Source organism: Archaeoglobus sp. UBA230 (assembly GCA_002507545.1).
Lineage (GTDB): Archaea > Halobacteriota > Archaeoglobi > Archaeoglobales > Archaeoglobaceae > Archaeoglobus.
Map to the genome: position 1 here is coordinate 1 of DAVR01000043.1, position 25,761 is coordinate 25,761.

Consider the following 25,761-nt stretch of genomic DNA (forward strand, 5'->3'; position numbering starts at 1 on the left):
CTGATAGGGCGAAGGGTATGCTCCTTGTTGCGAGGACAACACCTCCAGAGAAGGCTCCAAGAAGAACTCTCGGAATAACCCTGTTTCTGGTGGATTTACCCAGCGAGGCGGTCAAGTGGAATCCCATTCCCAAGCACGCGATAAACTTCTCGAAAACCTGTGAGATTAGTATAAGCAATCTCCGTGTGGGAGAGGATGCAATTCTGGGTGAGAAGGATTTGGGATGGTATCTCCTGCTTGATGTTCTGAATCCGGAGAGGATGAGTGCTGCTGCAGGAGCCATAGGTGGGGCAAAGCTTGCCATAAGCAAGGCGGTTGAGTATTCAAAGCAGAGGAAGGTCTTTGCTGACCCAATTGGGAGCTATCAGGGCTTGCAGTTTCCTCTGGCGGAGGCTTATGCGGCACTGGAATGTGCGAGGTTGATGATGTACAAGGCTGCGTGGCTCTACGATACAAAGTTTAAGAGCGAGGACGTCAAGGACCCAAAGAAAAGGGTGGAGATGGCAGCAGTTTTTAGAGAAATAGGGGATGCGGCCAACATGGCGAAGGCTGTGGCGGTTGAGAATTCACTCAAGGCGGTTTACTGGGCAATGCAGACCTTCGGTGGATACGGCTACGCGAAGGAGTATGATGTTGAGAGGTGGTGGAGAGAGGTTAATCTGCTCCGATTGGCTCCAGTAACGCAGCAGATGGCTCTGAATTACATAGCAGAGCACATCCTCGGAATGCCGAGGAGTTACAGAATTTAGTGGCATGACAAGGGTTAGAAAAATCGTTAAAGGCGAGGAACTCAAAGTTGAGCGAAGGGAGACACTCAGCGAGATGTTCTGGGGTGTAGTAGCTAAGCATTCAAACATACCAGCAATTGGATACTGGAGTGACGGAGAGTTGAAATATATCAACTACAGAGAGTTTGGAGATAGGGTTAAAGAACTGGCAGAGGTTCTGATTTCTTCTGGACTTAGAAAGGGTGACAGGGTTGCGATTTATGCGGATACAAGATACGAGTGGGAGATAGCAGACCTTGCGGTTCTGACTGCTGGTGGGATTGTTGTAACTATCCACAGCGTGCTGAACAGGCAGCAGGTTGAATATATCTTGAAGGACTCGGAGAGCAGGTTGGTTTTCACCGAGAAAAAGTATGCTGACAACCTTCCAAAAGATGTTGAGGTGTTCCTTCTTGATGAGATCAGCCAATTGAATGGAGGAGAGATCACGGATGAGAAATACGAGGAAAGGTGGAGGAGTGTGGGGCCCGATGATGTGGCGAGCATAGTTTACACATCGGGGACAACAGGAGAGCCGAAAGGTGCGATGCTCACCCACTGGAACTGGAGATTCAATGCTTTATCTGTGATGTCCATCACCCCCTTTTATCCCGGCGAACCGCACATCTGCTATCTTCCCCTCAGTCACGTCTACCAGAGGCTCGTTTTCTTTGCTGGAGTTTCAAGAGCTGCAACGGCAGTTTTCTGTACCCCTCAGCAGTTTCTTGAAACTTCAAGGGCTGTAAAGCCGGTCGGTTTGGTGGTTGTGCCGAGGATACTTGAGAGGGTTAACGCGGGCATTCTTGAGAGGGTCGAGAAATCCTCCAAGCTTGCTAAAAAACTGTTCTACTGGTCGAGAAATGTTGCGGTAGAGTGTGGGAGGAGAATGAGCAGGGGAGAAGGATACGGATTATGGCTCAGCTTTAAGAGGTTTTTAGCCGATAAGCTCGTCTACAGTAAGATAAGAAAAAATCTGGGTCTCCAGAGAATCAGGTTCGTCTGTTCTTCTGCTGCCGAACTCCAGAAGGAGCTTGCCTATATGTTCAACGGAATGGGCATTCCCGTCATAGAGGGTTATGGCCTGACAGAAGTTGCAGCACCCTCCAATCTCAACCCCGTTGGTAGGTTCAAGCCCGGAACAGTAGGCCCTCCAATTCCCGGAGTGGAGGAGGCGATTGCGGAGGATGGAGAGATTCTCATCAGGGGAGACAACGTGATGAAAGGCTACTGGAAAAAAGATGATGAAACGAGAAATGCCTTCACCCCCGACGGGTGGTTGAAGACGGGTGATTTGGGCGAGTTTGATGAGGATGGATATCTGATTTTTCTCGGAAGGAAGAAACACATAATAGTGCTTGACACGGGAAAGAATGTTTCTCCAATTCCCATAGAGGAGGAACTTCTGAAAAATCCGCTTGTCTCAGATGTTGTCATTATCGGAGACGGGAAGCCATACATTACAGCCCTAATAATTCCGAACTTTGAAATGCTGATTAATATTGCCGAAGAAGGTCAGATAGACTACGACAGAACCAAGACGAGGACTGTGAGAGGTATTTCCGGGGAAGAAGAAGTTGTGGCGGTTGACGAGAGGCTCGTGGAAAACCCAGAGATTCTGGAGGTTTACGGTAGAATCGTTGAGGATGTTAACGGCAACCTCGCCTCTCATGAGAGAATTAAGAGGTTCAAACTGCTGCCGGAAGCCTTCACAATAGATAAGGGAGAAATCACTCCGACGATGAAAAAGCGAAGACACGTGATTTTGAAGCGATACGAGAAATTTATTGAAGAAATGTACAGGAGGTGATTTTTTGAGAATTGGGATTGTTGGTATAGGTTTTACAGAGTTTGGTATCCATAAGGAGCCCTTTTACAACCTTGCATTCACAGCAGCGAAAAGGGCTCTGGATGATGCAGGAATCGAGAGGAGGGAGGTGGACAGCTTCATCCTCGGCGGTTACGACAATCTCGGAGTGGGGAGAACAATATCAAACATGTATACCGCCCCTGCCGCTGGAGCCTATCTAAGGCACGAAATCAGGGTGAGCGATGACGCTCTGTTTGCCCTGCCTTTAGCCTACATGAGGCTGAGACACAGGTCGGATGTAACGATGCTTCTCGCTTTCGGCCACAGTTCCGAAACACCGATTGAGCTTGTTGAACTGCAGAGCCTTGACCCTTTCTTTCACCGCCCCCTGAACCTCACCCTGCCAGCCTTCTTCGCCATGCAGAGCTATGCTTACAGAAGCAGATACGATGTTGACGATGAAAAGCTCGCGGAAGTGGTTGTCAGAATGAGAGAGAAGGGTTCAAAGAGTTCCTTAGCGTTCCTAAGGGATAAGGTAAAGGTTGAGGATGTGCTGAATTCGGAAATTGTCTCCTATCCCCTAAGAAAGCTGGAGATGGCGGAATGGTGTGATGGGTGTGTTGCCCTCATCTTAGCAGAGGAGACGGTAGCAAAGAGGATTGCAGACGAAATCGTGTGGCTTGATGGGGTGGGATGGAGTGTGGAGAACTACTACTTTGATAGAGAATTTCACAGACTTCCCTTTGTAACCAAGAGTGCCGAGATGGCCTTCAAAATGGCAAAAAAGGAGAGGAGAGATGTGGAGGCTCTTGAAATCTGCGATCTCACTGTTGATTATCACTGCATGATTCTGGAGGCTCTTGGATTTGCAGAAGAGGGAGGAGGATGGGATTACAATGGAGATGTGAACAGCTCCGGAGGGGCTCTCTGTACCAACGCCTACGGCTCCACAGGAGTTTTTCTGCTCGCGAATCTTGCCATGAGGATCAGAAAGGGAGAGATAGACTGCGGGCTCGCTCAGTCAATGAGCGGATACGCTCAGAAGTCCTGCGTTGCGATTCTGGAGGGGTAGCATGAGGGTTGCAGTTGTCGGTTTCGGCCAGACACCTTTCAGGACGAAGAGGAAGGATAAAACTCACCCAGAACTCGCCTTTGAGGCTGTTAATGCAGCATTGGAGCATGCGGGATTGGAGTTGAAGGACATAGAAGCAGTAGCTTATGGGTCTATGGACCCCTTTGATGGTATTTACTGTCCTGAAAGATGGGATTCCACGGCTTGCGGTCTGGAAAAGCCGATAATGAAAATCTCCACGGGTGGGACGACAGGAATGACCACAGCCTTGGCAGCTTACGAGCATGTAGCCAGTGGCCTGTTCGATTTGGTCATGGCAGTGTGCGTTCAGAGGGTTGGAGAGTGTGTGGACGCTCAACCAGTCCTGAATACCGCTGTTGATCCGATATACGAGAGATACTCCGGATTAGGAGCCATACACGTAGCTTCCTTCCAAGCTACTGCCTACATGGCAAAGTACAACGCTACGGAAGAAGATTTAGCTTGGGTGAGCGTTAAGGATCACAAAAATGCACTGAAAAACCCATACGCGCACATCAAAATGGATGTGAGTGTTGATGACGTTCTCAACAGTAGGGTTGTCTGTTCCCCACTGAAGCTTCTGGAGTGTTGTCCAAGGAGTGATGGGGCTGCTGCTGTGATTTTTGCCTCCGAGGATTTGGCAAGGAAGATCAGGGACAATCCCGCATGGGTGGTTGCAGAAACCACAATCAGTGACAGCTACTACCTCGGTGACAGGTTGAGCTTTGCGGAGTGGGATTCCTTAGCCATCGCTGGAAGGAGACTTTTTAGAGATGCAGGTATAGAGAATCCGGGAAAGGACATTGATGTGGCAGAGCTGTACTCACCCTTCACGATTCAGGAGATTTTAGAGTTGGAAGCTCTTGGATTTGCCGAGAAGGGGATGGGAAAGGAGTTCGCGAGAGAGGGTGTAACTTTTATGGATGGAGACATTCCAACCAATCCCTCGGGAGGTGTGCTGTGCACCAATCCGATAGGTGCTACAGGGTTGGTGAGGTTTGGCGAAGCAGCACTTCAGGTGATGGGAGAAGCCGAAAATCAGGTTGACGGTGCTGAAGTAGCGTTAAGTCATGCGTGGGGTGGAACGTTACAGTTTCACACCCTTGCCGTGCTATCATCAAAGAAAAAGCTGGGGTGATGTTATGGAGGTTAAGGAGTTTGAGGTGTGGTGGAAGATTCCTTTCAAGCATTCTGCCGGTTTGCATGCAACGAAGTTCTTTGAGGGGTTAAAGGAGGGAAAGATTCTTGGAGTCAGATGTGAGAAGTGCGGAAGGGTCCTTGTCCCCCCAAGAGCCTTCTGCGAGAGGTGTCATACTGAGACTTCGGAGTGGGTTGAGGTGAGTGACGAAGGGGTGGTTAAAACTTTAACAGTGACCTACATGAAGTTCACTGGTCTTCCAGACCCCCCTTACGCCGTGGGGGTTGTGAAGCTTGATGGGGCTGATACAGGCATGCTCTGCTTCCTCGGCGGAATAGACCTTTCAGACTGGCGAAAGGTTCATGAGACCTTTAAGCCGGGAACGAGAGTTAAAGCGGTGTGGAAGGAGGAGAGGGAGGGGAAGATTACGGACATAGAGTATTTCAGGCCATTAGACTGATATTTTTATTTTTCACCGCAAAAGCCATAAGAAGGTGTCAAATAGATTAAACGTTGAGGCTCGGTTTGGTTGTAAACCCTTTGGCCGGTGGAGGGCTGAATGGAGAAAAAATTGAGCTTATTCGTAATACTCTGAAAAAGCTTTCTGGAGAGGTTTACACCTCAAAGACGATAGCCAAGACCGTAGGGGTTGAGGCGAGGGTCGTTGACTTACCCACCAAAGGAACGAGAGAGGATACGTTAAATCTTGTCAGAAAGCTTGATCCGATCGTTGATCTAATTGTAATTTTTGGCGGTGATGGAACGATGAGCGATGCTGCTTCTGCAAGGCCGAAAAAACCATTACTCTGTATCGGAATCGGGACGACGAATGTCAGTCCCGTCTTGGCTCCTAAGGATTTCGACCCAAAAAATCTAAGAGAGGTCAAAATGAGGGGTTTGGAGGTTGTGATAGGAGACGAAAAGAGAATAGCCTTCAACGATGTCGTTGTTGGTTCCACAATACTGTCAACGGTTGGTGGGAGGAGTGTGCAGGTTGATGCCAGAGAATTCATGAAAGGAAAGAAGGTTGTGACACCACCAAGGAAATTCAAAGCGAGGGTTGAGGTCGGAGGAAGGATTATTGAGGGTTTTTTCGGTAACATATTTGTTGCTCTGAGTGATACAAGATTTCTTGGGAAGGGTATTGCTGGTGGTGCATCACTTTCAGCTTTTCTCGGATTCAAAGCCGTTGTTGCATGCATCAGTGAGGGGATAGTAGTTTCAACATACACGAAAGAGGATGTAATGCAACTGGAGCCCATTGTCACGAACACGATAAGCTTCGACGACGAAATTGTAAGAATTTGGGCGAATGAGGTTATCTCATGCGACGGAAATCCGATCGGAGAGGGATATGCTGAAGTGAGGGTCGTTGAGAGTGCTGTGAAAGTGCTAAAGTGAAAGTAAGCGTTATAAAGCACCGCTCTTTTCTCTCAATATGCTCGATTTCAACTTCTGCATAGCGGGGGCGGCAGGAGATGGGGTAAAGGAGGCAGGGGAGATTCTGGCAGAGCTCCTTTCGAATATAGGATACAGTGTTTTTGTTTATCAGGAATACGAGTCTCTCATCAGGGGAGGCCATAACGCGAGTGTTGTGAGATGCTCTGATAAAAGAATTCACTCTCATCGCTACTATTATGACGCAATGATATGTCTGGAGGATTACGTAATAGATATTCACAAACAGAGGTTGAGAGGTTTTCTTATTCATGACTCAAAATTTGAGTGTGACTTTCAACCTTCCTTTTCAGTGCCTATGCTGGAAATTGTCAGAGAAGCAGGGATGCCAAAGCTTTTTCGAAATGCTGCAGCTCTTGGAGCATTATGCTACATACTCGGAATAGATTTTGAGGAACTTGCAAGAACCTTTGTAGCCAAATACGGTGACAAAGCCGAAAAAGATGTGGAAATTGCGAAGAAGGCGTATGAGCACTCAATGGAAAACTACAAGAGGGTTTTAAACCTCCCAAATGTATCAGGAGATGGTAGGAGAAGAGTCGTTTCGGGAAGTGAGGCAATTGCGATGGGGATGGTGAGTGCTGGACTGAGCCACTACTATGCCTATCCCATGACTCCTGCCTCACCCATTCTTCACTTTCTCGCAAAGAGTAAGCTGATTATAGCGGTGCAACCTGAAAACGAAATTGCTGCGATTATGATGGCAATTGGGAGTGCTTTTGCTGGAAAAAGGAGTGCTGTAGGCACGAGTGGAGGAGGTTTTGCACTGATGAGCGAAAGTATAAGCCTTGCCGGGATGGCTGAGATTCCGCTGCTGATTGTGCTGGCTCAGAGAAGTGGACCTTCAACAGGTATGGCGACCTTTACGGCTCAGGAGGACTTGTATTTTGCGCTGAATCCGGCTCACGGAGAGTTTCCACTTATCGTCGCCTCACCGCTGACAATAGGTGATGCCTTCTCACTCTCAGCTACGCTTCTCAACCTGGCTTGGTGTTTCCAGACGCCTGCAATTTTGCTTACCGAGAAGCACCTGACCGAAAGTTACGAGTCAGTCGAATTTGATGAAGATGAAGGTATGGAAGAGATTGAAATCTTCAATTCCGAGACGGATGAGATTTTTCCGAGATATGAGATTACCAATAGCGGCATATCGAGGTATGCGATTCCCCCAGCAGTGGTAAAGGCGAACAGCAATGAGCACGACGAGTTCGGAATAACGATTGATGATGCAGATGTGGCGAGGAGAATGTACGCGAAGAGAATGAGGAAGGAAAAGGCGATAAAGAAGAAGGTTGAGAGGCTGAATCCCTACATTTTCGCCGGAAAGGGAAAGGACATTGTCGTCACCTGGGGATCGAATTTTGGAGCTGTGATTGAAGCAGCAGAAGAGCTTGGCTACTCGGTTGTAGGAATAAGGTTTCTCCGCCCACTGATTCTACCGAAGTTTAAGGGAGAAGTTATGTGCGTTGAGTGCAACTACACTGGTTTGCTTGCAGAGATGATTGAGAAAGGGACTGGGGTGAGGGTCAGAAGGATTCTAAGATGGGATGGAAGACCCTTCACGCCAGAGGAGGTAAAACATGCCCTGACGAAGGAGGTGAGAGATTGATCTCCGTCAGAACCGGTGTGAGAGTTTCTTGGTGCCCTGGCTGTGGAAACTTCGCGATACTGAGAGCCTTTGAAAAGGTCGTTAAAAGGCTGATTGAGGAGGGGATAGGGAAGGGGAATATCGTTGTATCATCGGGAATAGGCTGTCACGGAAAGATCGTTGATTACCTCACTCTGCCAAGCTTTCACGTGATTCACGGTAGAGTCCCTCCTTTTTTAACCGGTCTCAAGCTTGCAAACCCGAAACTGATTTCCGTGGGGTTCGTTGGAGATGGAGACGGTTTGAGCGAGGGTGTTGAGCATCTGGTGCATGCTGCAAGAAGGAACACTGATATAGCGATTTTTCTGCACAACAATGGTGTTTTCGGGCTTACAACAGGTCAGGTTACAGCAACAAGTCCAAAAGGAGCGAAAGGAAAGTCCACACCCTACGGCAACCCCGAAAAACCTCTCAACCCATGTTCGCTCATGCTGGTGAGCGGTGCCACGTTTGTTGCAAGGGTTTTCGCCGGAAAACACTCCCAGCTTGTAGAGATAATGTACTCGGCAATAAAGCACAGAGGATTCTCTTTCGTTGAAATATTACAGCCTTGTGTGAGTTTTAACGATTTCTGGTATCTGAAGGATGAAATTCATGAGGTTGAGATAGCTGAGAGTGTGGATGAAGCCCTGAAGCTTTGCAGCGATCCGAGAGCATGTGGAATATTCTACCGGAAAGAAGAAGAGACGTTTGAGAATACCATTGACAGAATTTACAGTCAACAAAGAGTCTAAGTGGGGAGAAAAGATGGAGGTTTACGTTCTCAGACTCGGTCACAGACCTGAGAGAGACAAAAGGATTTCGACCCATGTTGCCCTCACAGCGAGAGCTTTCGGGGCTAAGGGTATATACTTCGACAAGGAGGATAAATCGGTTTTTGAAAGTGTGAAAGATGTTGTTGAAAGATGGGGCGGTGATTTTTTTGTCGAGGTGGCAAACTGGAGAAGACTTCTGAAGGAGTTTGAAGGGCTAAAAATCCACCTAACGATGTACGGATTGCCATTGCCTCAGAAAATTGATGAGATAAAGAAAGCTAACAGGGTGCTTGTGGTTGTTGGAGCGGAAAAGGTTCCACCAGAGGTTTATGAGCTCTGCGATCTGAACATTTCTATTGGCACGCAGCCCCACAGCGAGGTTGCAGCATTAGCAGTTTTCCTCGACAGAGTGCTGGAAAGGGTTTTCGACTTGCAGTTTGACGATGCCAAGCTGAGGATCATTCCGAGCGAGAGGGGCAAGATCGTGGAAAGTAAAGAAGACTAAAGCTTGATCTCGATTTCATCCTTTGAAGCCGAGAGTCTTCTTATCCTCTTTGCTATCTCGAACCTGAGTCTATCCGAAACCCTTTCGCCATCAGAAGACCTAACACCAACTTTGTCGAGAATGAAGCTGAAGAGCAGGTTGCTGTTGTAGAAGAGCAGAGAAGAAAAACCGAGATTCAGATAGAGCCTGAAGTTTTCCTCACCCATCATCAGGTCGTATCCTCTCTCCCTGAGCCATTCTTCAAAATCTTCGATCCTGAATTTCACGAAGAGAGCTTTGATAGGGAGAATTTAAATCTTGGGTTTTTGATGATTCATAATATCACCAAGAAGAGTAAATCATTAACTGGAATTTAGCATAGCCTTGGCTATTTCCAGCGTAATATTGGCTTCAATCCATGCCGCTATTACGATTAAGATGATTGAGATTAGAGCGAGGGTTAGATACTCCCTGATGTCTTCTTGAGTTAAGATTTGCTCTTTTTTGCCGGCTAAGTAGCGGAGTATCTCGTAGGGGATTTTGAAGCCTGCAGCTCCAGCGATGATTATTGCGGGGATTTCGAAGATTCCATGAGAAAGAGTCAGAAGAAGACAGTTCTTTAAGTTTAATCCTACTACTGATAAGTTTTTTAGGATTAGCCCTAAAGCAAATCCACTAAAAAACAGTGAATATACTAAGGGTAAAAGAGTGGTACCTCCAAACATCTCGCATGTAATCACATATAGGTTATTTTTTACAATCTTGCTGTAAGTCGGATCATTTTTCACTATGTACTGCTTATAGTTCTGTCTTCCAATGGGTTCAAGGGAGTAACCCGCTATGAAACCTGCCAAATAAATTATAATAGAAATAAGTATTAATTTCTTCATTTTCATATCTCTACAGTATTCTTTGTTTTTATAGCATAGAACAGGAATACTAAACCACAGAAAATCAGTACTAACCCTAAAATTACCAAGTTAGTGGAATAGAATGTATACGCAATCATGCCCCCAATTATAAATAGTGTAACAGAAGTTATGAGAATAATTAAATATTTTATAACTAACTTAAATTCGTTTGTTGGTTCTAAAATCTCTTTTTCTTGCCGCACCGATATCAGGATAGAAAACCCACTGCTTGTCAGCGTTCCAGAGATATACATTAGGAGCAAAGTAAAGTTATCGTACATGTAAGTATAATAGAGAGGTATAACATACACGGGACTGAGTAGGATTACAAACGTGAGCACGAGTTTTAAAAACTCTACTGGCAGTCTTTCAGGGCTAAATTTTCTTAATTTTTCAGCTTTAAAACTTAGCAGATATGTGCCAACGCCAAATGCTCCACCACAACAGAAATAGATGACATTGTGCACCAATGTGCTGAATTGTTTAGGAGTGATGGTCAAGAGTAAGAGTCCAAAAAAGATAAGTGTTAATGCAGTTATTAACCTCGCTCTCATACACGCCACCTTCCAAAAATTAAAAAACAGAAAATTAGAGCCCTATACCAAAGCCAACTATCGCTCCAGGTGCAGCTCCAAATGCTGCCCCAACTGCGGCACCGTACAATGATGAAACTATCAAACCTGAAACACTCCACCCAAGTCCAGCCTCGGCATTCCAATTGGCACTATTTTTCTCAAGCAAATAACCGCCTACAGCCCATGCATCTCCAACACCCACAGCAGGCATCACAGCCATCCCCATCATCGCCAGACACATCGCCACAGCCAGCCACTTCATTACTTCCTCATTCCAGTTTCTCACAGTATACACCCTACCACCTCACCAACTTATGTCAATTGTTTCATGATAGCTCATAACTTTTAAAATTTTTGTATTGATAGAATTGAGTAAAGCTTTAATATGTCATACACACTTGACATCATGAAACCATGATGTCCGGATGGATCGGTTTTTCAAAATTGGTGGCTACATCGGCATTGTTGGGAGCTTTGTTGGGGCGTTTGCTGCTGTCAGCAACTATCTTATTTCTTTTAACCGTTCCACCGCTTTATCAAACTCTTCAAGCAAGTAATAAGCTTCGATTCCATACTTTTTGGCGTTATAAGCCATTACCCTATCGTTTGTTATCAGAATGGAGTTGGTGAGCTTTGCCGTTGCCACAAAGTATGAATCAATAGCTCTACAGTGTGTCTCCATAGCAACGCTTAGGGAAATCTCATGGAGGTCTACTTCATCCACGACCTCGATCTTGTTCTTTATCCTTTCCAAAATTTCAGTTATTCTCTCTTTACTGTATTTTCTGCTGAGAATTCCTGTGAGTTCAATTTCAAATAAAAAGGGTTCGTAGAGTATAAAATCGCTTTTAGACATTTCATTGAAAACTTCTCTCGCTTTACGGTGTCTATCTTCTTCAAAGAGAATCAAATAATCTGTAAAAATAGAGGTGTCCAAAACGATCATCGTCTTTCCTCTATAAGCATTCTAGTGAGGTCTAAGTCCGACTTAACCACATATCCTTCAAGTAAGTTCGCTAAACCTTTTGAAGTTTTCTTTTTCTTTTTTATTTCAATCTCCACAATTTCACCATCCACTAAATCTATTTTTTTGAGAGGTTTAAGAACTCCTTTTTCATATATTGCCTCGACCACCTTATCCATGTTCATAAATCACCTCAAATTTTCAAATACTTTTTGTTGAACTTAGCATAGCCTTGGCTATTTCCAGCGTAATATTGGCTTCAATCCATGCCGCTATTACGACTAAGATGACTGAGATTAGAGCGAGGGTTAGATACTCCCTGATGTCTTCTTGAGTTAAGATTTGCTCTTTTTTGCCGGCTAAGTAGCGGAGTATCTCGTAGGGGATTTTGAAGCCTGCAGCTCCAGCGATGATTATTGCGGGGATTTCGAGTATGGCGTGAGGAACAAACAAAGCCAACATTAACTTAAGATTGGTGGAAAGTACACTTCCTGTTATATATCCATTTAGAAAGAGGTTTTTGATTGTTATAGCACTAAAACAGAAACTTCCAGCAACCATAATAAAGATTAATCCAAGATTGTTTGTAAGCAGATTGTATATACTTGGTGCTTTTATTGTGACTAAACTTTCCCCCATAATCAAATTAAACTGTGGATCAGGATATAACTTTCCAAACACCACACCGCAGGCGTATGCAGAAAAAGATGCCAAGAGTATTAATAGGATGTTTTTTTAAAATATCTCGCCTTTATAAGATACATCACAATACCTACCCCAAAGGAGATGTAACCAGAAAGTAGTGTTATTTCGGCAACAAGTGCAAAGTCCTTTAAAGAGAGTCCCATCAGGCGAGTCATAGATAAAAACACTACAATCGAGATTAATACAGAGAAAAAATAAAGTATAATATAAGATTTTTTACTCGCCATCATAGTGTTTCAGAGCCCAATAACTATGGCAGCGCCGATGCCGCCTGCCACCGCTCCAGCCAATGCAAGCCCAGCAAGTTCTGCAGAGCTGATGCCTGCAGCAATGATAGCCGCAGAGCCGCCCATAGCTGCAGCGCCCATTGTGTCACTTTGAGTATAATACCACACAGCATTTCCAACACTCAAAGGCGTCAGAGCCATTGCTAACATCGCCACACACATACCAACAGCCAGCCATTTCACAGCTTCTTCACTCCAGCCCTTAATCTCGTACACACTATCACCTCGACAACCAATATCATTGTATTCTGATAGCTCATAACTTTTAAAATTTTTGTATTGATAGAATTGAGTAAAGCTTTAATATGTCATACACACTTGACATCATGAAACTTATTAATGACCCGGATGGATTTTTCGCTGAAATGAAAAATCACGAGGTTAAGCTAAGCAAACCGGCTTTAATCGTGTTGCTCTTGGCAATATTGGTAGCTTTGAACCAGTATATGTTCATAACAAAGCTTTCAGAGGCTATACCAGAGAAATTGGAGGTGTTTTTCAAAATTGGTGGCTACATCGGCATTGCTGGGAGCTTTCTCGGAATGTTTGCTATTTGGCTGATAACTGCAGTTGTCATGCACGGATTATCTGCATTCTTTGACGGGGAAGGGAATTTCAGAAGAACCTTTGAATTCGTTGGTTATGGATTTATCCCATCCCTCGTTGGATCGGCCATAACCGTTCCAATGTTGATCAATCACATTTTAAAAGCAAAAATACCGAAAATTGATATTTTATCATTGCAACAGGATCCAAATTTGGTTAGAGAAGTTGTTCTCATGCTGGTACCAGCAGAGATCATTTACTCAAATATTGTAATCAACCTCGCCATAACAGCATGGTCTCTTACAATCTGGACTTTTGCTGTGAAGCATGCAAGGGGGCTGGAGTTGAGGCAAGCATTCATCTGCGCTTTAATTCCGACTGCGCTGTTTGGGGTTTACCAGCTTTGGTCAATTTTAAAGCTGTTGTAAATTTTTAACTATCTTTTGGTTGCGGAGCTTACAACTCCTTCTATCCACTTTCCTGAACCGAGAGCTCTTCTACTAACTATCTTATTTCGTTTAACCGTTCTACTGCTTTATCAAACTCTTCAATCAAGTAATAAGCCTCGATTCCATACTTTTTGGCGTTATAAGCCATTACCCTATCGTTTGTTATCAGAATGGAAGTTCGTGAGCTTTGCCGTTGCTATGAAATAAGCATCGGCTGCTCTCGATCCTGTATTTTTACAAATTTCGAGAACCACATCGAATATTTCATCTTCTTTGAGTAAATTAAAATTTTTGAGAACGAAATTATAACCGAGATCTGCCAATTTGACACTATACCTAACGAGAACGCAGAGTGTTTCTGCTAAAATTAACTTTGGACAGTACACTGATTTACCTCTAGCTGCCTTCAACAACCCCTCTGGATTTCTCGTATCTTTCAGGATGCCTTTTCGTGAAGAGGTCAACTAAAATGGATGTATCGATCGTCAATCCCATGGTCTCTTTCTCATTTCGAGCAGAACTTCTAAAGGATCTTCATCAATCCTGGTTTCTTTTAAAACTTCATCAATCTTTCTCGAAACTTCTTCAATATCCCCCACCAACTTTTCCTCTACGATTACCTTCCCCCGTGTCTTTTCCGGTAAAGCTACCTTTTTTATGGGTTTAAATACCCCGTTCTCATATATGACTTCTACAACTTTTTCCATACAACCTCTTTCCATCAAATCTTCAAATATCTTTCGTCGAATTCAGCATGGATTTGGCAATCTTTAAAGTTACGTTAGATTCTATCCATGCCGCTATTACGATTAAGATGATTGAGATTAGAGCGAGGGTTAGATACTCCCTGATGTCTTCTTGAGTTAAGATTTGCACTTTTTTGCCGGCTAAGTAGCGGAGTATCTCGTAGGGGATTTTAAAACCGGCAGCTCCAGCGATGATTATGGCGGGGATTTCGAGTATGGCGTGGGGAAGGATTAGGGGTAGAATATCGGTTATTGAGGCCCCGTTTTCAATAGCATTTCTGAGTACAACCCCCATGAAAGTACCATTTAAAATTAAATTTGTCAAACTAGTTGTACCAAATGTTACTGATCCAAGTAACGCTATAAATATTACTCTGACATTATTAGATATGAAAAAGTACATATCCTCATTTAATGAAGATTCATCTCTGCATGAAGCCGTATCATTAAATCCCGATCCGACAGGTAGAAATATCCCTGCTATAAAACCAAGCAAAAATATTATGAAAGATAAGAAAATTAATTTTAAACATTTTCTGGAATTCATACTCTACAAAACTACAATCTTAGGTTGAGATCTAAGATTAGCAGAGTTGAAACTACGGCTATGGCAGCAGAGATATATCTAACTCTTTCAGATTTCTCTCCATACTTAACCAACATTGTACCACAAATTAGATATAAAATTCCACCCAGTAGAGCTTTGTCCCCTTTAAGGATGACGTCCATTTATTTCACCTCAAAAAATTAAAAAGTTAATTAGAATAAACCAACTCCTGCGCCTATCAGTATTGAGCCACCTACTGCAGGATTAAATACTGCAACACCAGAGCCTATCAGCCCCCATGAAGCAGCAGTTGTCTGTGCAGCTTCCCATCCAGCAGTACTTACATATCCTGCTTTGTACAACACATACGAGGCATCTCCAACACCCACAGCAGGCATCACAGCCATCCCCATCATCGCCAGACACATCGCCACAGCCAGCCACTTCATTACTTCCTCATTCCAGTTTCTCACAGTATACACCCTACCACCTCGATAACCAATATCATTGTATTCTGATAGCTCATAACTTTTAAAATTTTTGTATTGATAGAATTGAGTAGAGCTTTAATATGTCATACATACTTGATATCATGAAACCATGATGTCTGGATGGATTTTTCGCTGAAATGAGGGGTCAAAAACTGGTCGAATCAGCCATAACCGTTCCAGTGGCTTTGGAACGTTGCAAAGCTAAATCTTTCTCTCAGCGATGTAAACAATTTCATCTCCTTCTTCGATAACAAAATCATTGGGAGGATTGATTATAACATCACCATTTCTCACCACACCCACAAATATGGCGTTGTGCTTTCTTCTCATTTCCAGAAGCACTTCTCCTGCATTTTTTCCCACAAACTCCTCAATCTTCTCCTCGTAGATATCCATACCCCTCGTGGACATGAGTTCATTTAGAAACACAGAAAGTCGAGGTGAGAATACAGACCTGCAGAGAACCAAACCAGAGAATTCGTCAATCGAAAGGACCTGATCAACCCCTATATTCTCAAGAGCTTTCATAACCCTCGAATCGGAAACCACACATGTGATCTGCGCTTTATCGTTCAATCTTTTAGCAGCTATTGCCACAAGAAGTGTCTCCATGTCATCTTTGCCAGAAACCAATATGTATTTTGCCTTCTCAATTCCCGCTCTTATCAGATTTTCCTCGTCAGTAGGATCACCCTTCACAAATTCCAGATTTTTGTGATCAAACGGCAGTTCTTCAACATTCGCAACTACAGCAACCTCAACATTCTCCTTTAGTAGCTCTTTAACAGCAATCTCGACCTTTCTATCCCAACCTACTGCCACAATATGTTCTTCCATATCAACCCTCTTTTTCCTCTTCATTCCGTGCTCTATAAGGATTTCTGCAGTAGTGCCAAGAAAGACACCCAGAATACCTATCCCGCTGAGCATCACGAACATTGCTATTGCCCTCCCCTCAGGCGTTTGTGGGGTTATGTCTCCATATCCTACAGTTGTAGTAGTTGTGACTGCCCAGTAGAGGGCATCGAAGAGTGAGATCCCTTCAAAGTGGTGAAACAGAAGAGATGAAACTGTCCAGAGCAGGATGACGTAAACTCCAGCGTAGATGAGAATCGTTCTTCTCCTGAGAGAAAGAAGTAGCCTTTTCACCACCCTGAAGAGAACTTGAATCATAATCTTCAGATTACACAAATGCTTTTAACAGCTTCCCAAATAACAGTGCAACTAAGACGCATTGCACAACGTTAAGCTCCACTGAAACTGATGATGCATTCTGGAGGAAATTGGGGCTCAATGGAAATTAAATACAAACGCTATCTGGCAATATACACACTAAAGTTCATGCAGGCCACATCGGTCAAAGGCCTTCTCCAGATAAAGAATTCCGGAATTCTCCATAAGTCTGGCTTTGTCCAGAAAGTCCAGCATCTCACAACCATTGTGCCCTCATGCTCAAGAAGTTCTTTGTCCAGATGCATATCATTTGTTTGATTGACAACGACATAGCTACCTTTATGAAAAGTTCTGCCCTCAACACTGCTTGTTATGAAATAGGCTTTGTGGTCTTCGAGATACCACGCGAGAGGCCAGTACTCGCCGATGTTCGTGAAGATATATATCGTATCATTCTTTGTTTTTTCAGCAAACTCCCTCACATCATACTGTGTTGGGAGGTACAAGGCAGGTTCGGCTGGGTTAACGGGATTCACTAAATTCACAGCTACAGAACCGTATGTAGCGAAGAGTAGGCAAAACAGTGCAGCAACGATCTTCAGCCTTTTTCTTTCTATTTTGCTGATTCCAATACCCGCGAGAATATACATGGGGAACAGAACGTGAACGGCGAGCCAAGGAACCTTCTCCTGCATATACGAGAAAAAGATGAGGGAGGCAAGGAACCAGAAGGCGATGAAAGATACAAACTCTTCACTTTCTCTCCCCTTTACTTTCAAAAAAATTGCAAAGGCTGCCATTATCAGAGCGGGAAAGTCGTAGAGTGAAATCAGTTCGATGTAGTAGTACCAAGGCCCGGCAATTCTTGCGATATCGTGCTGGTATTTCCAGTAACTGACAGCTTTTACCGCAGGAAACTCAGAGAAGTTCGTTAAAGGTGCGGTGTAGGTGAAAAAGTTGGTGTAAAATGCAGCATAGATGACAAGGAAAACCACAGACGATGCAAGCAAATCCCCGAGCCTAAATTTTTTAATGTCAAACAAGAAGAAAAGTATGAATATGACTGCAAAGGGATAGAAAGTTTCCTTCAGTGTTGCAAAGAGAGCCAAGCAGACAAATGACGCGACGAGGTAAACAGTGCTCCTTTCAAATCTTACTTCTCTCAATCTTCTCTCTTTAACGTTTTCAAGATATCTGAAGATAAAGTAAGCGAATAAAGCTGTCAGCAATAGCTGAAATATGTCGGCTCTGCAAAATCTGGAGTAGTTTACGATTATGGGAGACACTGCCACAAGCAAGGAAGAAAAAATTGCGGCTTCATCGCCTATGTACCGTCTGTAAAGAATGGGGATGGCAGAAGTTAGAACTCCCGCGATGGCAGGCAAGATCCTCAGGGAGAACTCGTTCTCTCCCAACATGTAGACAGGAAGAGAAAGAAGATAATACAAAAATGGACCGTGATACGCGGGATTGTATTTATAACTCCCCGAAAGGAGTGTTTTAAGTATAGCTGCGTGGATGCTTTCATCGAAAAAAAGTGGAGGATTTGAGAGATGAAGAAGACGAAAGAGTGCTGCAATGATTAGAGTGGCTGCGATCCACTTTCGCATGCTTTTCAAAGATTTTTGTGGAATATATGAGTTATCCTTTATGGTTGAAAAATTTCGAAAACATTATTACCTACCCAAACACCATCACCCATGGAGCACGTGGTTTATGTTGTTGGGCACAAAAACCCCGACACGGACAGTGTCTGTTCTGCGATAGCCTTTGCCTATCTATGGAACAAGTGGAGGGAGGGGGGAAACGTAAGCAAGATGATGAAGATTGAAGAGGAGGCTGTTCCGGTAATTCAGGGCGACGTCAATCCAGAAACAAAATACGTCTTAGAAAAGTTCGGATTCGATGTTCCTGAGATGATTGAGAGTGGGGATGGAAAGAAAGTGGCACTCGTAGACCACAGTGAAAAAGCACAGACCATTGATGGTATTGACAAGGCAGAAGTTGTTGCAATAGTTGACCATCACAAGATTGGGGATGTTGCAACACCCCAGCCAATCCTCTTCGTTAATTTGCCAGTGGGGTGCACTGCCACTGTGATAAAACTACTGTTTGACAAGACTAAGGTAGAGATTCCAAAGAACATTGCAGGAATCCTTCTATCATCCATTCTCAGTGACACTGTTATATTCAAATCTGCCACTACAACCGATCTGGACAAGGAGGTCGCAGAAGAACTTGCCAAGATTGCCGAAATTGCTGACCTCACAAAGTTTGGTGTTGAGATTAAGGCAAAGCTTTCTGCCGTTGACGATTTGACTGCCAGAGATATCATCATGAGAGACTACAAGGACTTCGACATGTCGGGTAAGAAAGTTGGAGTTGGACAGATTGAACTCGTTGACCTCTCGCTGATTGAGGGCAGGGTTGATGAGATATACGAAGAGATGAAGAAGATGAAAGAAGAGGGAGGATATGCAGGAATCTTTCTGATGCTGACGGACATCATGAAAGAGGGAACTGATTTGCTTGTCGTAACAGACTATCCGGAAGTTGTGGAGAAGGCTTTTGGTAAGAAGCTTGAAGGCAAAAGTGTGTGGCTTGATGGAGTAATGAGTAGGAAGAAGCAGGTTGTTCCTCCACTTGAAAAGGCATTTTCTGAACTTTAATTTTTTTGATTTAAATAAGGCTTGCAACATTTTATCATAACCAAAAAATTAAAAAAGGTAAAATTCCATTAAATATATTTGTGAGAGCAGAGACCACAATGAAAGTCGAGGAGCTTTTAAATGAGCTTGTTGAAAGGGTTGCTGGGGAGGTTGGTTTGATTCTCTTTTCGCTGGGCATTGAGGGGGAATTTACCGATGACCAGCTTGCTCTTGAGCTTGGAATTGAAATAAATGAGATTAGAAGGGCACTTTTTGCCATGTATGAGATCGGACTTGCAGATTATGTCAGGAGAAGGGATGATGAGACTGGATGGATGGAATATTATTGGAGAATAAACTACGAAAGGGCGCTGGATGTGCTTAAGAGAGAGCTTGAGAAAACTGTTAAAAAGCTAAGAGAGAAAATTGAAGCCGAAACGAGCACGATATACTACATCTGCCCGAACATGTGTATTAAGGTCTCTTATGATGATGCAATGGAACTCAACTTCACCTGCCCACGATGTGGAGAGATGCTTGAATATTTGGACTGTAGCAAGGCTGTTGAGAAAATTGAAGAAGAGGCACAAAAGATTGAGGAAATTTTAAAGACGCTTGGCTAAACCTGTATAGCCTGAACTCTTGTCTTGTATACTGCAATTATCAGTTTCTGATACGGTATAACCATCCACGCTGTGTTTGTTGAAGGATCTTTAAAGACGTCTCCAGTGAGTTCCTGGAAAAAGTTATACCAGTTCTCGTAGTAGGGGGAGGTAACACCGAAGGTTAGGTTACCGGGTGTTGTGTTGTAAATTATCCTTTCAACCGAAGAATTAAAAACAAGGTTCACCGAGCCATATCCAGCAATGGAGAAGTTACCATCCAATCTATCAATAACTATCATAACGATCGTTTGTTTGGCTCCGGAAGCTCCCGGTATTTCAACCCTTTTGACAAATATCCTCGGATCCATTACTGCTCTTTTGTATCCATAAAAATCCTCCCAGATTGCTCCGTTCTCGATAACGACTTTGTAGTCCCGGAGTTCGTAGCTAAGCGAGCTGATGTTTCCCACCCAAACCGGAGAGCCACTAACCCTAATCCTGACCTTCGTTTGATTTTCTATGTAAAGTTTGCCACCCTGAAATTCAACCTGTATGCTCTGGACAGGAGCACCACCATACACTGAGAGAAAGAATACATTCTGTATTCTCTTGAAGCTCTCTCTTATACCTTCAACCCTGTATTTATCAGTTGTTTCTTTAACAAGATAATTTACGTTTAGATATGCGTAGGTTACTGCACTGAGGATTATGCCAAAGACAAAGATGTATCCGACAACCTCTGAAACTGCCTTGCTGTTCATCTAACATTCACCTCGTAAAGCACTATGCTCGTGTTTGAAGTCGAGAGTGTTACTGTATTTGGTGTGCAGGTTGGAGAAAGTCCGATTTTGATGAAGTAATCACACCACACATCCGCATTATCTGATCTGAGATTTATTGTGTTTCCACTTATCCTTTCCACATTGGAAATTGAAAAATGGAGTGTCAGAGTTCCGGTGCCGCCGATAGACTTATTGCCTGTGAACATTATAACTGGCATAGTGAGAGTATCAGTTGAGGCATCGTAGTATATCATTGGATCGCTGACCATTTTACCATAACTTGGAAGTCGCTCTATCACAGCTCCGCTCTCGTAGTATACACTCCATCCGCTACCACTTATCCGGATTGAGGATATGCTATATGTGTTCCCATCAATTACCAATATGGGCTCGTTTTTGAACTCCGCCGAGACTCCGACCAGCCTAAGGTTATAGGTGGCGTTTGTTTCAACCATAAATCGAACCCTTTCGAGCTTTTCCTTCAACTCAAGCATATCAAATTCTGCCTTTCTGAGCTTTATGCTCTCCTGACTTTGCGCTATAACAGGAGAAGCGATCACATACAGCAGTCCAGCAGTCGTTGTAATTAAAGTTATTACCATTAAAGCTCCAACAACCTCTGAGGCTGCTTTACTGTTCACCTCAGACACCTCACTCTATCCTGACACTTGCCCTCTCACTTCCACCGTATCTCACATTAACTACATCCAGATATACTGTCTGGTTGTAGGCCGCGCCGAAGGGATAATTCTCAAATGTAACATTGCTCACAAATGGAAGATCGAGGAAGTACGTGCCAGGCTCATTGGCAACAATTCTGACAATAAGCTCAATCTCATCGTCAATGTAAATTTCACTACAGTTGAAGCTGACCATAGTATCAGTTCCAAAACTGCTCAACGATACATCGGTGCAGTTTGCACTTCCGGATATTTCGAGTTCCGTCCCGAGTATCTGGACATCGTCGGGAATGACATCCCTAACTGTTACATTCTTTGCTGCGATTCTGAATATCCTCGAAATGTCCTCAAAGGCATCAGAAAGTTCTTGATAGTCTTCTGCCTCATAGAAGCATTTTTCACTGCTTCCAGGCTTGTAACTCGCCATATCTCTCAACAAATCTGCATTGTAATCGTCAGGCTTGCCAAATCCGATTGTGCAGATAGTAATGTTGTTGCCTCCGATCGTTGTGTTTTTGACATCTTCAGCCAGAGGTATGATCTGGTTGTAGCAAATCTGATCGTTGCTGCCGCACACAGAGCTGCTGCAACTGTAACTGCTGCTGCTGTTGTAGTCACCTCCTAAATACTTACAGGTTGGTCTTCCATCTGTCATGAAAACTATCAGCGGTAGGGTTCCGTTGGTGTAGGTTGTATTTTCAAGCAGTATATCTCTGGCGTAGGCAAGAGCTTGATAAATATTTGTCCAACCCCCTTCGTCCAGGTCTTTGATTTCGTCAACCACATTATTTTTGTCAGTGGTTAAGTGAGGTAAGTAGGGAGATGAATTCACAACATGTTTCGTGGCATATGTGCTGAAACTCACAAGGCCTACATAGTCCCCTTCACCTATGGTCTCATCTATGAAGTCTATTGAGGCTATTTTTGCGGAATCAAGCTTCTGAATGTAGAACTCCCCCTCAAACTGCTGTGCTCCCGGAAATCTTGGTGCTATATAGAGATTGTGCGTTCCTGCCAAAACAGTACCAGTGCGGCAAACCCCGTATTCACCGCCGTAGTAGCAGAGGTCGCTATCGAGCCACGCAAAGAAGTCGTCTTTGTAAACATCGTATATTTCTGCAGCAAGATACTCAAATTGATCACTATCTGTATATCCTGAAGGCAGCTCTATTTGCTGGGTGTAGTAGTTGGGGTGATATGTTGTTGAGAATTCTTTTTGCAAAACCCAAGAACCGCTCACTCTCTTGTAGAGTTTAAGCTCCAATGGAATGGATTTTGGTATGGCAACCACGGCCCTAAAAGTCCAGTTTCCGATTTCACTGTTCGTGACTCTGGAGTCATAGAAATAGATTCCGTTCGCACTGCCAAGCTCATTCGACCAACCTGAGGGTATAACTCTATAGTAGTCCCCATCTGCCTGATAAACATCCATAACAAAGGCATCATCTTTGTCATATCCGTCCCACCAAGGGCTCATGGAGTCAGGAGACGAGAGAGTTACAAGAATTCTTGAGTTCTTCCACGAACTGTTGATGCGATACGTCACCTCCCATACCCGAGGTGATACGTTACCGGCGAAGTTGCCGTAATATGTTTCATCATCCATACTTCCACTCGTGTCTATGACCGTAACAACAGAAAGATTAGTGGCCTGAGTCCTAAATCCTCTGCCATTCAGATAGATATGTAGCTCAACGGGTCTACCGGGTTCTGTCTGGGGCGGATTGACGAACTTCTTTATGTAAAGACCTGGCTCAACCTCAGAGATTTTTGATATTAGGATGGTAGCATTATCAGTATCGTTCAACCCTCTGATGTCGGTGACTGTGAGGGTTAGATTGCACCATGCTGTATTTCCTATTGCTCCCCCACTTTCGTTATAGCAGTAATTATTGAACTCTATAGGATTCCAGTAAACACAAACTTCTGTTACAGTGTTACCCGAATCACCAGTGATGACTGTTCCATTCCACAACTCGACCCTCCAGTTGTAAACCCCCATTGCCGAGGACTTCGACACATCTACCTCAAAGCAGCCGGGCGTTGTGTAATTTGCAAGCACCGCTGCAGGTTTTAATTTCAGCACGGCACTTGGATATGTCGGAGATATTTTAGTGTAGTTCAGCTCGTGCCTTTCAGCAAGGCTGTGGGTTTGACCACTCAGATTTAATTTCAAAATACCTGCTGCTCCGAGACTGAGAGTTTTCTGAAATCTTCCGAGTTCAGATGTTATCACGACCGATCCGTTTTCAAGTCCTACAGTGTATTCAATATCTCCTATACTTTCGGGCATGAACACTTTTGTCTTTAAATATCCATTTCTCGGATAAACTGCGAGGGAGTCAACTATCTGCGACGAAACTTCAGATGCAACGTCCGAAAACTGGTTCTCCACAACACTCTCTATCTGGGACTCCTCAAGAACCTTGTTGATGTTCATGCTGAGTAGAAAAACGAAAACCGACAATATGGAGATCAGAATGAGATATTCGAGGAGCATCGAAACTCCTCTATTATCAAATTTACGGATCATACACATCCCCTCCCCTTGCAGCAGTAAAGAAGATCACTGTATTCGACCTCTCCCGAGACGTAGGTTATTCGAACAGAGTAACATCTTTCTGACTTTGTGAATGCTATTACATCACCGTAAACCCCCTTTCGAGCATAAAGAAGCTTTATCTGTTCTGATATTTTACTCGTCTTATTCATAAAATCTGCATAGGAATCATCAATGAACATCATAATACTTTTCTCTCCAACAACCTTCAAATTTCTTATCTCTTCTTTTGGAAAAACCATAAGCGTTCTGGAGCTCTCTATTCCAGCGAGCATGTTCTGAGCGTGAAGAACAGAAAGATAGGCTAAAATGGTCGCCACTACGAGCGAAAAAAACACAAGCATCTGAGCTCTCTCATCCTTTATCAGGGACGCCATAATATCAGCCTCACCTCAAATACGATTGGATATCCTCTTCCGTAAAATGGAGACGATGCTGGAAATTCACCAGAGTCTATGACAACTATACGGCTCGCCGCTACCGCTTCAGGTGTTGGTTTTTTATCAACTAAAGCTCTGCACTCAACAGCATTTGTGGATAAATTTGCCCAGCACAGTTCGAGTCTGTAGTCTGCTAGATAGATCATCCTTTCAAGGGCATAGATAAAATCCTGATTGGGTTTAAAGGTGCTGTTGAGGTGGACTATCATCCCTTGAAGGCTCTGATTTGGATATATTTCGTCGGAAGAAGTTCTGTAATAATCAAGAACCTTTAGCGTGTCATAGCCTATCAGCTTTAGCTGAGCATCCGTTATCTCGCTCCACATGGGGGAGATGACGATTGTGGACTGGAAGAAAGAGTAGAGTACCACAAGCAGGAGCAGCGATGCCATGACCCCTTCGAGTGTGAATGCCTGAGCCTTCATTCTATCACCATACATAAACGACAAGCTTTGCGACTGCTTTTCCGGCGAGGTAGTCTATGGTACCAGAATAGTAAAGTGTAGCATTGGTATTATGGATTCCAATTTTTATATATACTGTATCCCCGTCTGAAAACCCCTCGTCTCTCATTATGTTGTTTAATATTGTGGTTAGTTCATAAGTCTTTACTGCAAGGGTATCTTCCCATTTTACATTACTACTTGTTAAAGGAGAACCATACCCCACCTGAATTGTATCTGGCTTTGCGTTACAGGAAGAGGGAGTGCCAGTTTTTTGAAGACACACTCCAAGCCACCAAACATTAGTGGGATCATTTTCTTTTCCAAACACTTCAATTGCAAAAAACCTAAGAGGATACGTAAAATTACAGTCAATATCATCTACATTCACTCTACACAAATTGGGGACATTTCGTGGCCCAGCAGTCCCAATGTAATACGCTCCAACCAAGTCATACACTGAATTAACCCACACATTCCTCTCATACCTACTTATATAACCCGAAGACGGGATGTCGGCTCCAGCATCCAGCACAACATTACCATCCCTGTCAGTGACCAGTGTACGGTTATATGGCTTGGAGTCAAGCGATTCAAGGCTGACGTGAAAGTTGTAATTTCTATCTGGAGTTAGCAAACCAAGCATCTCCCTCACTTTATTATAATAATTTTCTGTAGCATTTTGTAACGCCTTTAATTTGTCAAATTCAAGGTAATCTGGCTCCCCTTCTGTTAAACCAGGTAAAAATACAAAATCGGTGTCACCCCACTGAGACTCATAATCCTCCCAGTTCGTGCCATTGTGAGTCCCATTGCTCCACGCTCCCTCCGTTTCAGCCAGCATCACCGTTACCTTGTAGGCTTCATGTGCCAGCCCGATTTCACTCCTCACATCCGCAAAAACTGTCGGCAGAAACTGGGCTATGAAGATAAAAGTAACTAAGAATATGGAAAGCCCTATGAGCATGTCAAGACTCAACCTGCCTTTCCTATCCATCCATAAAAATATGAGTGTTAAACCATTTAAAACTTGTGATTACCATCATCAGATTGTTCCAA

The 25,761-nt window shown here is 43.8% G+C and carries 34 protein-coding genes; 13 read left to right on the plus strand and 21 right to left on the minus strand.

What is annotated here, in order from left to right:
- From BP688_RS12075 to BP688_RS12115, 9 genes are all read left to right on the plus strand, one after another.
- Positions 1-749: acyl-CoA dehydrogenase family protein (locus BP688_RS12075; RefSeq protein ID WP_290623376.1), on the plus strand; the 749-nt coding region annotated here is incomplete at its 5' end.
- 4 nt (positions 750-753) lie between these two features.
- The gene (locus tag BP688_RS12080; RefSeq protein ID WP_290623374.1) at positions 754-2,574 is read left to right on the plus strand and encodes an AMP-dependent synthetase/ligase; all 1,821 of its coding nucleotides are present in this window, start codon (positions 754-756) and stop codon (positions 2,572-2,574) included.
- Between the two features lie 4 nt (positions 2,575-2,578).
- Entirely contained in the window at positions 2,579-3,646 is a 1,068-nt protein-coding gene (locus BP688_RS12085; RefSeq protein ID WP_290623372.1) for a thiolase family protein, read from the plus strand.
- Position 3,647: 1 nt separating this feature from the next.
- The gene (locus BP688_RS12090; RefSeq protein WP_290596923.1) at positions 3,648-4,805 is read left to right on the plus strand and encodes a thiolase family protein; all 1,158 of its coding nucleotides are present in this window, start codon (positions 3,648-3,650) and stop codon (positions 4,803-4,805) included.
- A 4-nt stretch (positions 4,806-4,809) separates the two neighbouring features.
- Positions 4,810-5,265 (plus strand): Zn-ribbon domain-containing OB-fold protein, encoded by a 456-nt coding sequence (locus BP688_RS12095; RefSeq protein ID WP_290596922.1) that lies wholly within the window; start codon positions 4,810-4,812, stop codon positions 5,263-5,265.
- A 53-nt stretch (positions 5,266-5,318) separates the two neighbouring features.
- Entirely contained in the window at positions 5,319-6,206 is an 888-nt protein-coding gene (locus BP688_RS12100) for a diacylglycerol kinase family protein (protein ID WP_290596921.1), read from the plus strand.
- 37 nt (positions 6,207-6,243) lie between these two features.
- Entirely contained in the window at positions 6,244-7,872 is a 1,629-nt protein-coding gene (locus tag BP688_RS12105; RefSeq protein ID WP_290596920.1) for a 2-oxoacid:acceptor oxidoreductase subunit alpha, read from the plus strand.
- The gene (locus BP688_RS12110) at positions 7,806-8,645 is read left to right on the plus strand and encodes a thiamine pyrophosphate-dependent enzyme (protein WP_290624681.1); all 840 of its coding nucleotides are present in this window, start codon (positions 7,806-7,808) and stop codon (positions 8,643-8,645) included. Before BP688_RS12105 ends, BP688_RS12110 begins: the two co-directional genes overlap by 67 nt.
- Before the next feature lie 13 nt (positions 8,646-8,658).
- Positions 8,659-9,171: a tRNA (cytidine(56)-2'-O)-methyltransferase gene (locus BP688_RS12115; RefSeq protein ID WP_290596918.1), complete on the plus strand. Its 513-nt coding sequence runs from the start codon at positions 8,659-8,661 to the stop codon at positions 9,169-9,171.
- Here BP688_RS12115 and BP688_RS12120 read toward each other — a convergent pair.
- From BP688_RS12120 to BP688_RS12155, 8 genes are all read right to left on the minus strand, one after another.
- Positions 9,168-9,437 carry a hypothetical protein gene (locus tag BP688_RS12120; protein WP_290596917.1) on the minus strand — a complete coding sequence of 90 codons (270 nt, stop codon included), beginning with the start codon at positions 9,435-9,437 and terminating at the stop codon, positions 9,168-9,170. The genes BP688_RS12115 and BP688_RS12120 overlap by 4 nt on opposite strands.
- Before the next feature lie 75 nt (positions 9,438-9,512).
- Positions 9,513-10,040 carry a stage II sporulation protein M gene (locus tag BP688_RS12125; RefSeq protein ID WP_290623368.1) on the minus strand — a complete coding sequence of 176 codons (528 nt, stop codon included), beginning with the start codon at positions 10,038-10,040 and terminating at the stop codon, positions 9,513-9,515.
- A 2-nt stretch (positions 10,041-10,042) separates the two neighbouring features.
- On the minus strand, positions 10,043-10,615 hold the full coding sequence (locus BP688_RS12130) for a hypothetical protein (protein WP_290623367.1): 573 nt from the start codon (positions 10,613-10,615) through the stop codon (positions 10,043-10,045).
- A 34-nt stretch (positions 10,616-10,649) separates the two neighbouring features.
- Positions 10,650-10,931, minus strand: a complete 282-nt coding sequence (locus BP688_RS12135) for a hypothetical protein (protein WP_290623365.1) — start codon at positions 10,929-10,931, stop codon at positions 10,650-10,652.
- 207 nt (positions 10,932-11,138) lie between these two features.
- Entirely contained in the window at positions 11,139-11,582 is a 444-nt protein-coding gene (locus BP688_RS12140; RefSeq protein WP_290623363.1) for a type II toxin-antitoxin system VapC family toxin, read from the minus strand.
- Positions 11,579-11,779 (minus strand): antitoxin family protein, encoded by a 201-nt coding sequence (locus BP688_RS12145; RefSeq protein WP_290623361.1) that lies wholly within the window; start codon positions 11,777-11,779, stop codon positions 11,579-11,581. Before BP688_RS12145 ends, BP688_RS12140 begins: the two co-directional genes overlap by 4 nt.
- 22 nt (positions 11,780-11,801) lie before the next feature.
- Positions 11,802-12,314, minus strand: coding sequence for a stage II sporulation protein M (locus tag BP688_RS12150; protein WP_290623360.1), 513 nt, complete (start codon positions 12,312-12,314; stop codon positions 11,802-11,804).
- Between the two features lie 227 nt (positions 12,315-12,541).
- A complete protein-coding gene (locus BP688_RS12155) occupies positions 12,542-12,808 on the minus strand; it encodes a hypothetical protein (protein WP_290597230.1) in 267 nt (88 codons plus the stop codon).
- Positions 12,809-12,918: 110 nt separating this feature from the next.
- Between BP688_RS12155 and BP688_RS12160 the strand changes: the two genes are divergently transcribed.
- Positions 12,919-13,566, plus strand: a complete 648-nt coding sequence (locus BP688_RS12160; RefSeq protein WP_290623359.1) for a Yip1 family protein — start codon at positions 12,919-12,921, stop codon at positions 13,564-13,566.
- Between the two features lie 173 nt (positions 13,567-13,739).
- On the opposite strand, the gene BP688_RS12165 is transcribed toward BP688_RS12160, so the two are convergent.
- The 3 genes from BP688_RS12165 to BP688_RS12175 all read right to left on the minus strand — a co-directional run bounded on the left by BP688_RS12165 (position 13,740) and on the right by BP688_RS12175 (position 14,808).
- Positions 13,740-13,997, minus strand: a complete 258-nt coding sequence (locus tag BP688_RS12165; protein WP_290597232.1) for a PIN domain-containing protein — start codon at positions 13,995-13,997, stop codon at positions 13,740-13,742.
- A gap of 75 nt (positions 13,998-14,072) precedes the next feature.
- On the minus strand, positions 14,073-14,294 hold the full coding sequence (locus BP688_RS12170; protein WP_290597233.1) for an antitoxin family protein: 222 nt from the start codon (positions 14,292-14,294) through the stop codon (positions 14,073-14,075).
- A 22-nt stretch (positions 14,295-14,316) separates the two neighbouring features.
- Entirely contained in the window at positions 14,317-14,808 is a 492-nt protein-coding gene (locus BP688_RS12175; protein ID WP_290597236.1) for a stage II sporulation protein M, read from the minus strand.
- On the opposite strand from BP688_RS12175, the gene BP688_RS12180 reads away from it, so the two are divergent.
- Entirely contained in the window at positions 14,723-14,908 is a 186-nt protein-coding gene (locus BP688_RS12180) for a hypothetical protein (protein ID WP_290597237.1), read from the plus strand. The genes BP688_RS12175 and BP688_RS12180 overlap by 86 nt on opposite strands.
- On the opposite strand, the gene BP688_RS12185 is transcribed toward BP688_RS12180, so the two are convergent.
- From BP688_RS12185 to BP688_RS12200, 4 genes are all read right to left on the minus strand, one after another.
- The gene (locus tag BP688_RS12185) at positions 14,892-15,062 is read right to left on the minus strand and encodes a hypothetical protein (protein ID WP_290597234.1); all 171 of its coding nucleotides are present in this window, start codon (positions 15,060-15,062) and stop codon (positions 14,892-14,894) included. The two genes, BP688_RS12180 and BP688_RS12185, sit on opposite strands and share 17 nt — an antisense overlap.
- A gap of 30 nt (positions 15,063-15,092) precedes the next feature.
- Positions 15,093-15,362, minus strand: coding sequence for a hypothetical protein (locus tag BP688_RS12190; protein WP_290623358.1), 270 nt, complete (start codon positions 15,360-15,362; stop codon positions 15,093-15,095).
- Positions 15,363-15,572: 210 nt separating this feature from the next.
- Positions 15,573-16,562, minus strand: coding sequence for a potassium channel family protein (locus tag BP688_RS12195; protein ID WP_290596598.1), 990 nt, complete (start codon positions 16,560-16,562; stop codon positions 15,573-15,575).
- Positions 16,563-16,684: 122 nt separating this feature from the next.
- Complete coding sequence (locus tag BP688_RS12200; protein ID WP_290596597.1) at positions 16,685-18,154, minus strand: flippase activity-associated protein Agl23; 1,470 nt, start codon at positions 18,152-18,154, stop codon at positions 16,685-16,687.
- Between the two features lie 90 nt (positions 18,155-18,244).
- On the opposite strand from BP688_RS12200, the gene BP688_RS12205 reads away from it, so the two are divergent.
- Both BP688_RS12205 and tfe read left to right on the plus strand, forming a co-directional pair.
- Positions 18,245-19,213, plus strand: a complete 969-nt coding sequence (locus BP688_RS12205) for a manganese-dependent inorganic pyrophosphatase (protein ID WP_290623357.1) — start codon at positions 18,245-18,247, stop codon at positions 19,211-19,213.
- Between the two features lie 80 nt (positions 19,214-19,293).
- Positions 19,294-19,815: a transcription factor E gene (tfe, locus tag BP688_RS12210; protein ID WP_290596595.1), complete on the plus strand. Its 522-nt coding sequence runs from the start codon at positions 19,294-19,296 to the stop codon at positions 19,813-19,815.
- Here tfe and BP688_RS12215 read toward each other — a convergent pair.
- The 6 genes from BP688_RS12215 to BP688_RS12240 are packed head-to-tail and all read right to left on the minus strand — an operon-like array spanning position 19,812 to position 25,699.
- On the minus strand, positions 19,812-20,558 hold the full coding sequence (locus BP688_RS12215; protein ID WP_290623356.1) for a DUF7289 family protein: 747 nt from the start codon (positions 20,556-20,558) through the stop codon (positions 19,812-19,814). The two genes, tfe and BP688_RS12215, sit on opposite strands and share 4 nt — an antisense overlap.
- Positions 20,555-21,220: a DUF7289 family protein gene (locus BP688_RS12220; protein ID WP_290596594.1), complete on the minus strand. Its 666-nt coding sequence runs from the start codon at positions 21,218-21,220 to the stop codon at positions 20,555-20,557. The genes BP688_RS12215 and BP688_RS12220 overlap by 4 nt, the downstream gene beginning before the upstream one ends.
- A 10-nt stretch (positions 21,221-21,230) precedes the next feature.
- Complete coding sequence (locus BP688_RS12225) at positions 21,231-23,792, minus strand: vWA domain-containing protein (RefSeq protein ID WP_290623355.1); 2,562 nt, start codon at positions 23,790-23,792, stop codon at positions 21,231-21,233.
- The gene (locus BP688_RS12230) at positions 23,789-24,196 is read right to left on the minus strand and encodes a hypothetical protein (RefSeq protein ID WP_290596592.1); all 408 of its coding nucleotides are present in this window, start codon (positions 24,194-24,196) and stop codon (positions 23,789-23,791) included. Before BP688_RS12230 ends, BP688_RS12225 begins: the two co-directional genes overlap by 4 nt.
- On the minus strand, positions 24,184-24,684 hold the full coding sequence (locus tag BP688_RS12235) for a DUF7288 family protein (protein WP_290623353.1): 501 nt from the start codon (positions 24,682-24,684) through the stop codon (positions 24,184-24,186). The genes BP688_RS12230 and BP688_RS12235 overlap by 13 nt, the downstream gene beginning before the upstream one ends.
- 4 nt (positions 24,685-24,688) lie before the next feature.
- Positions 24,689-25,699: a hypothetical protein gene (locus tag BP688_RS12240; RefSeq protein WP_290596591.1), complete on the minus strand. Its 1,011-nt coding sequence runs from the start codon at positions 25,697-25,699 to the stop codon at positions 24,689-24,691.
- Positions 25,700-25,761: the final 62 nt, after the last annotated feature.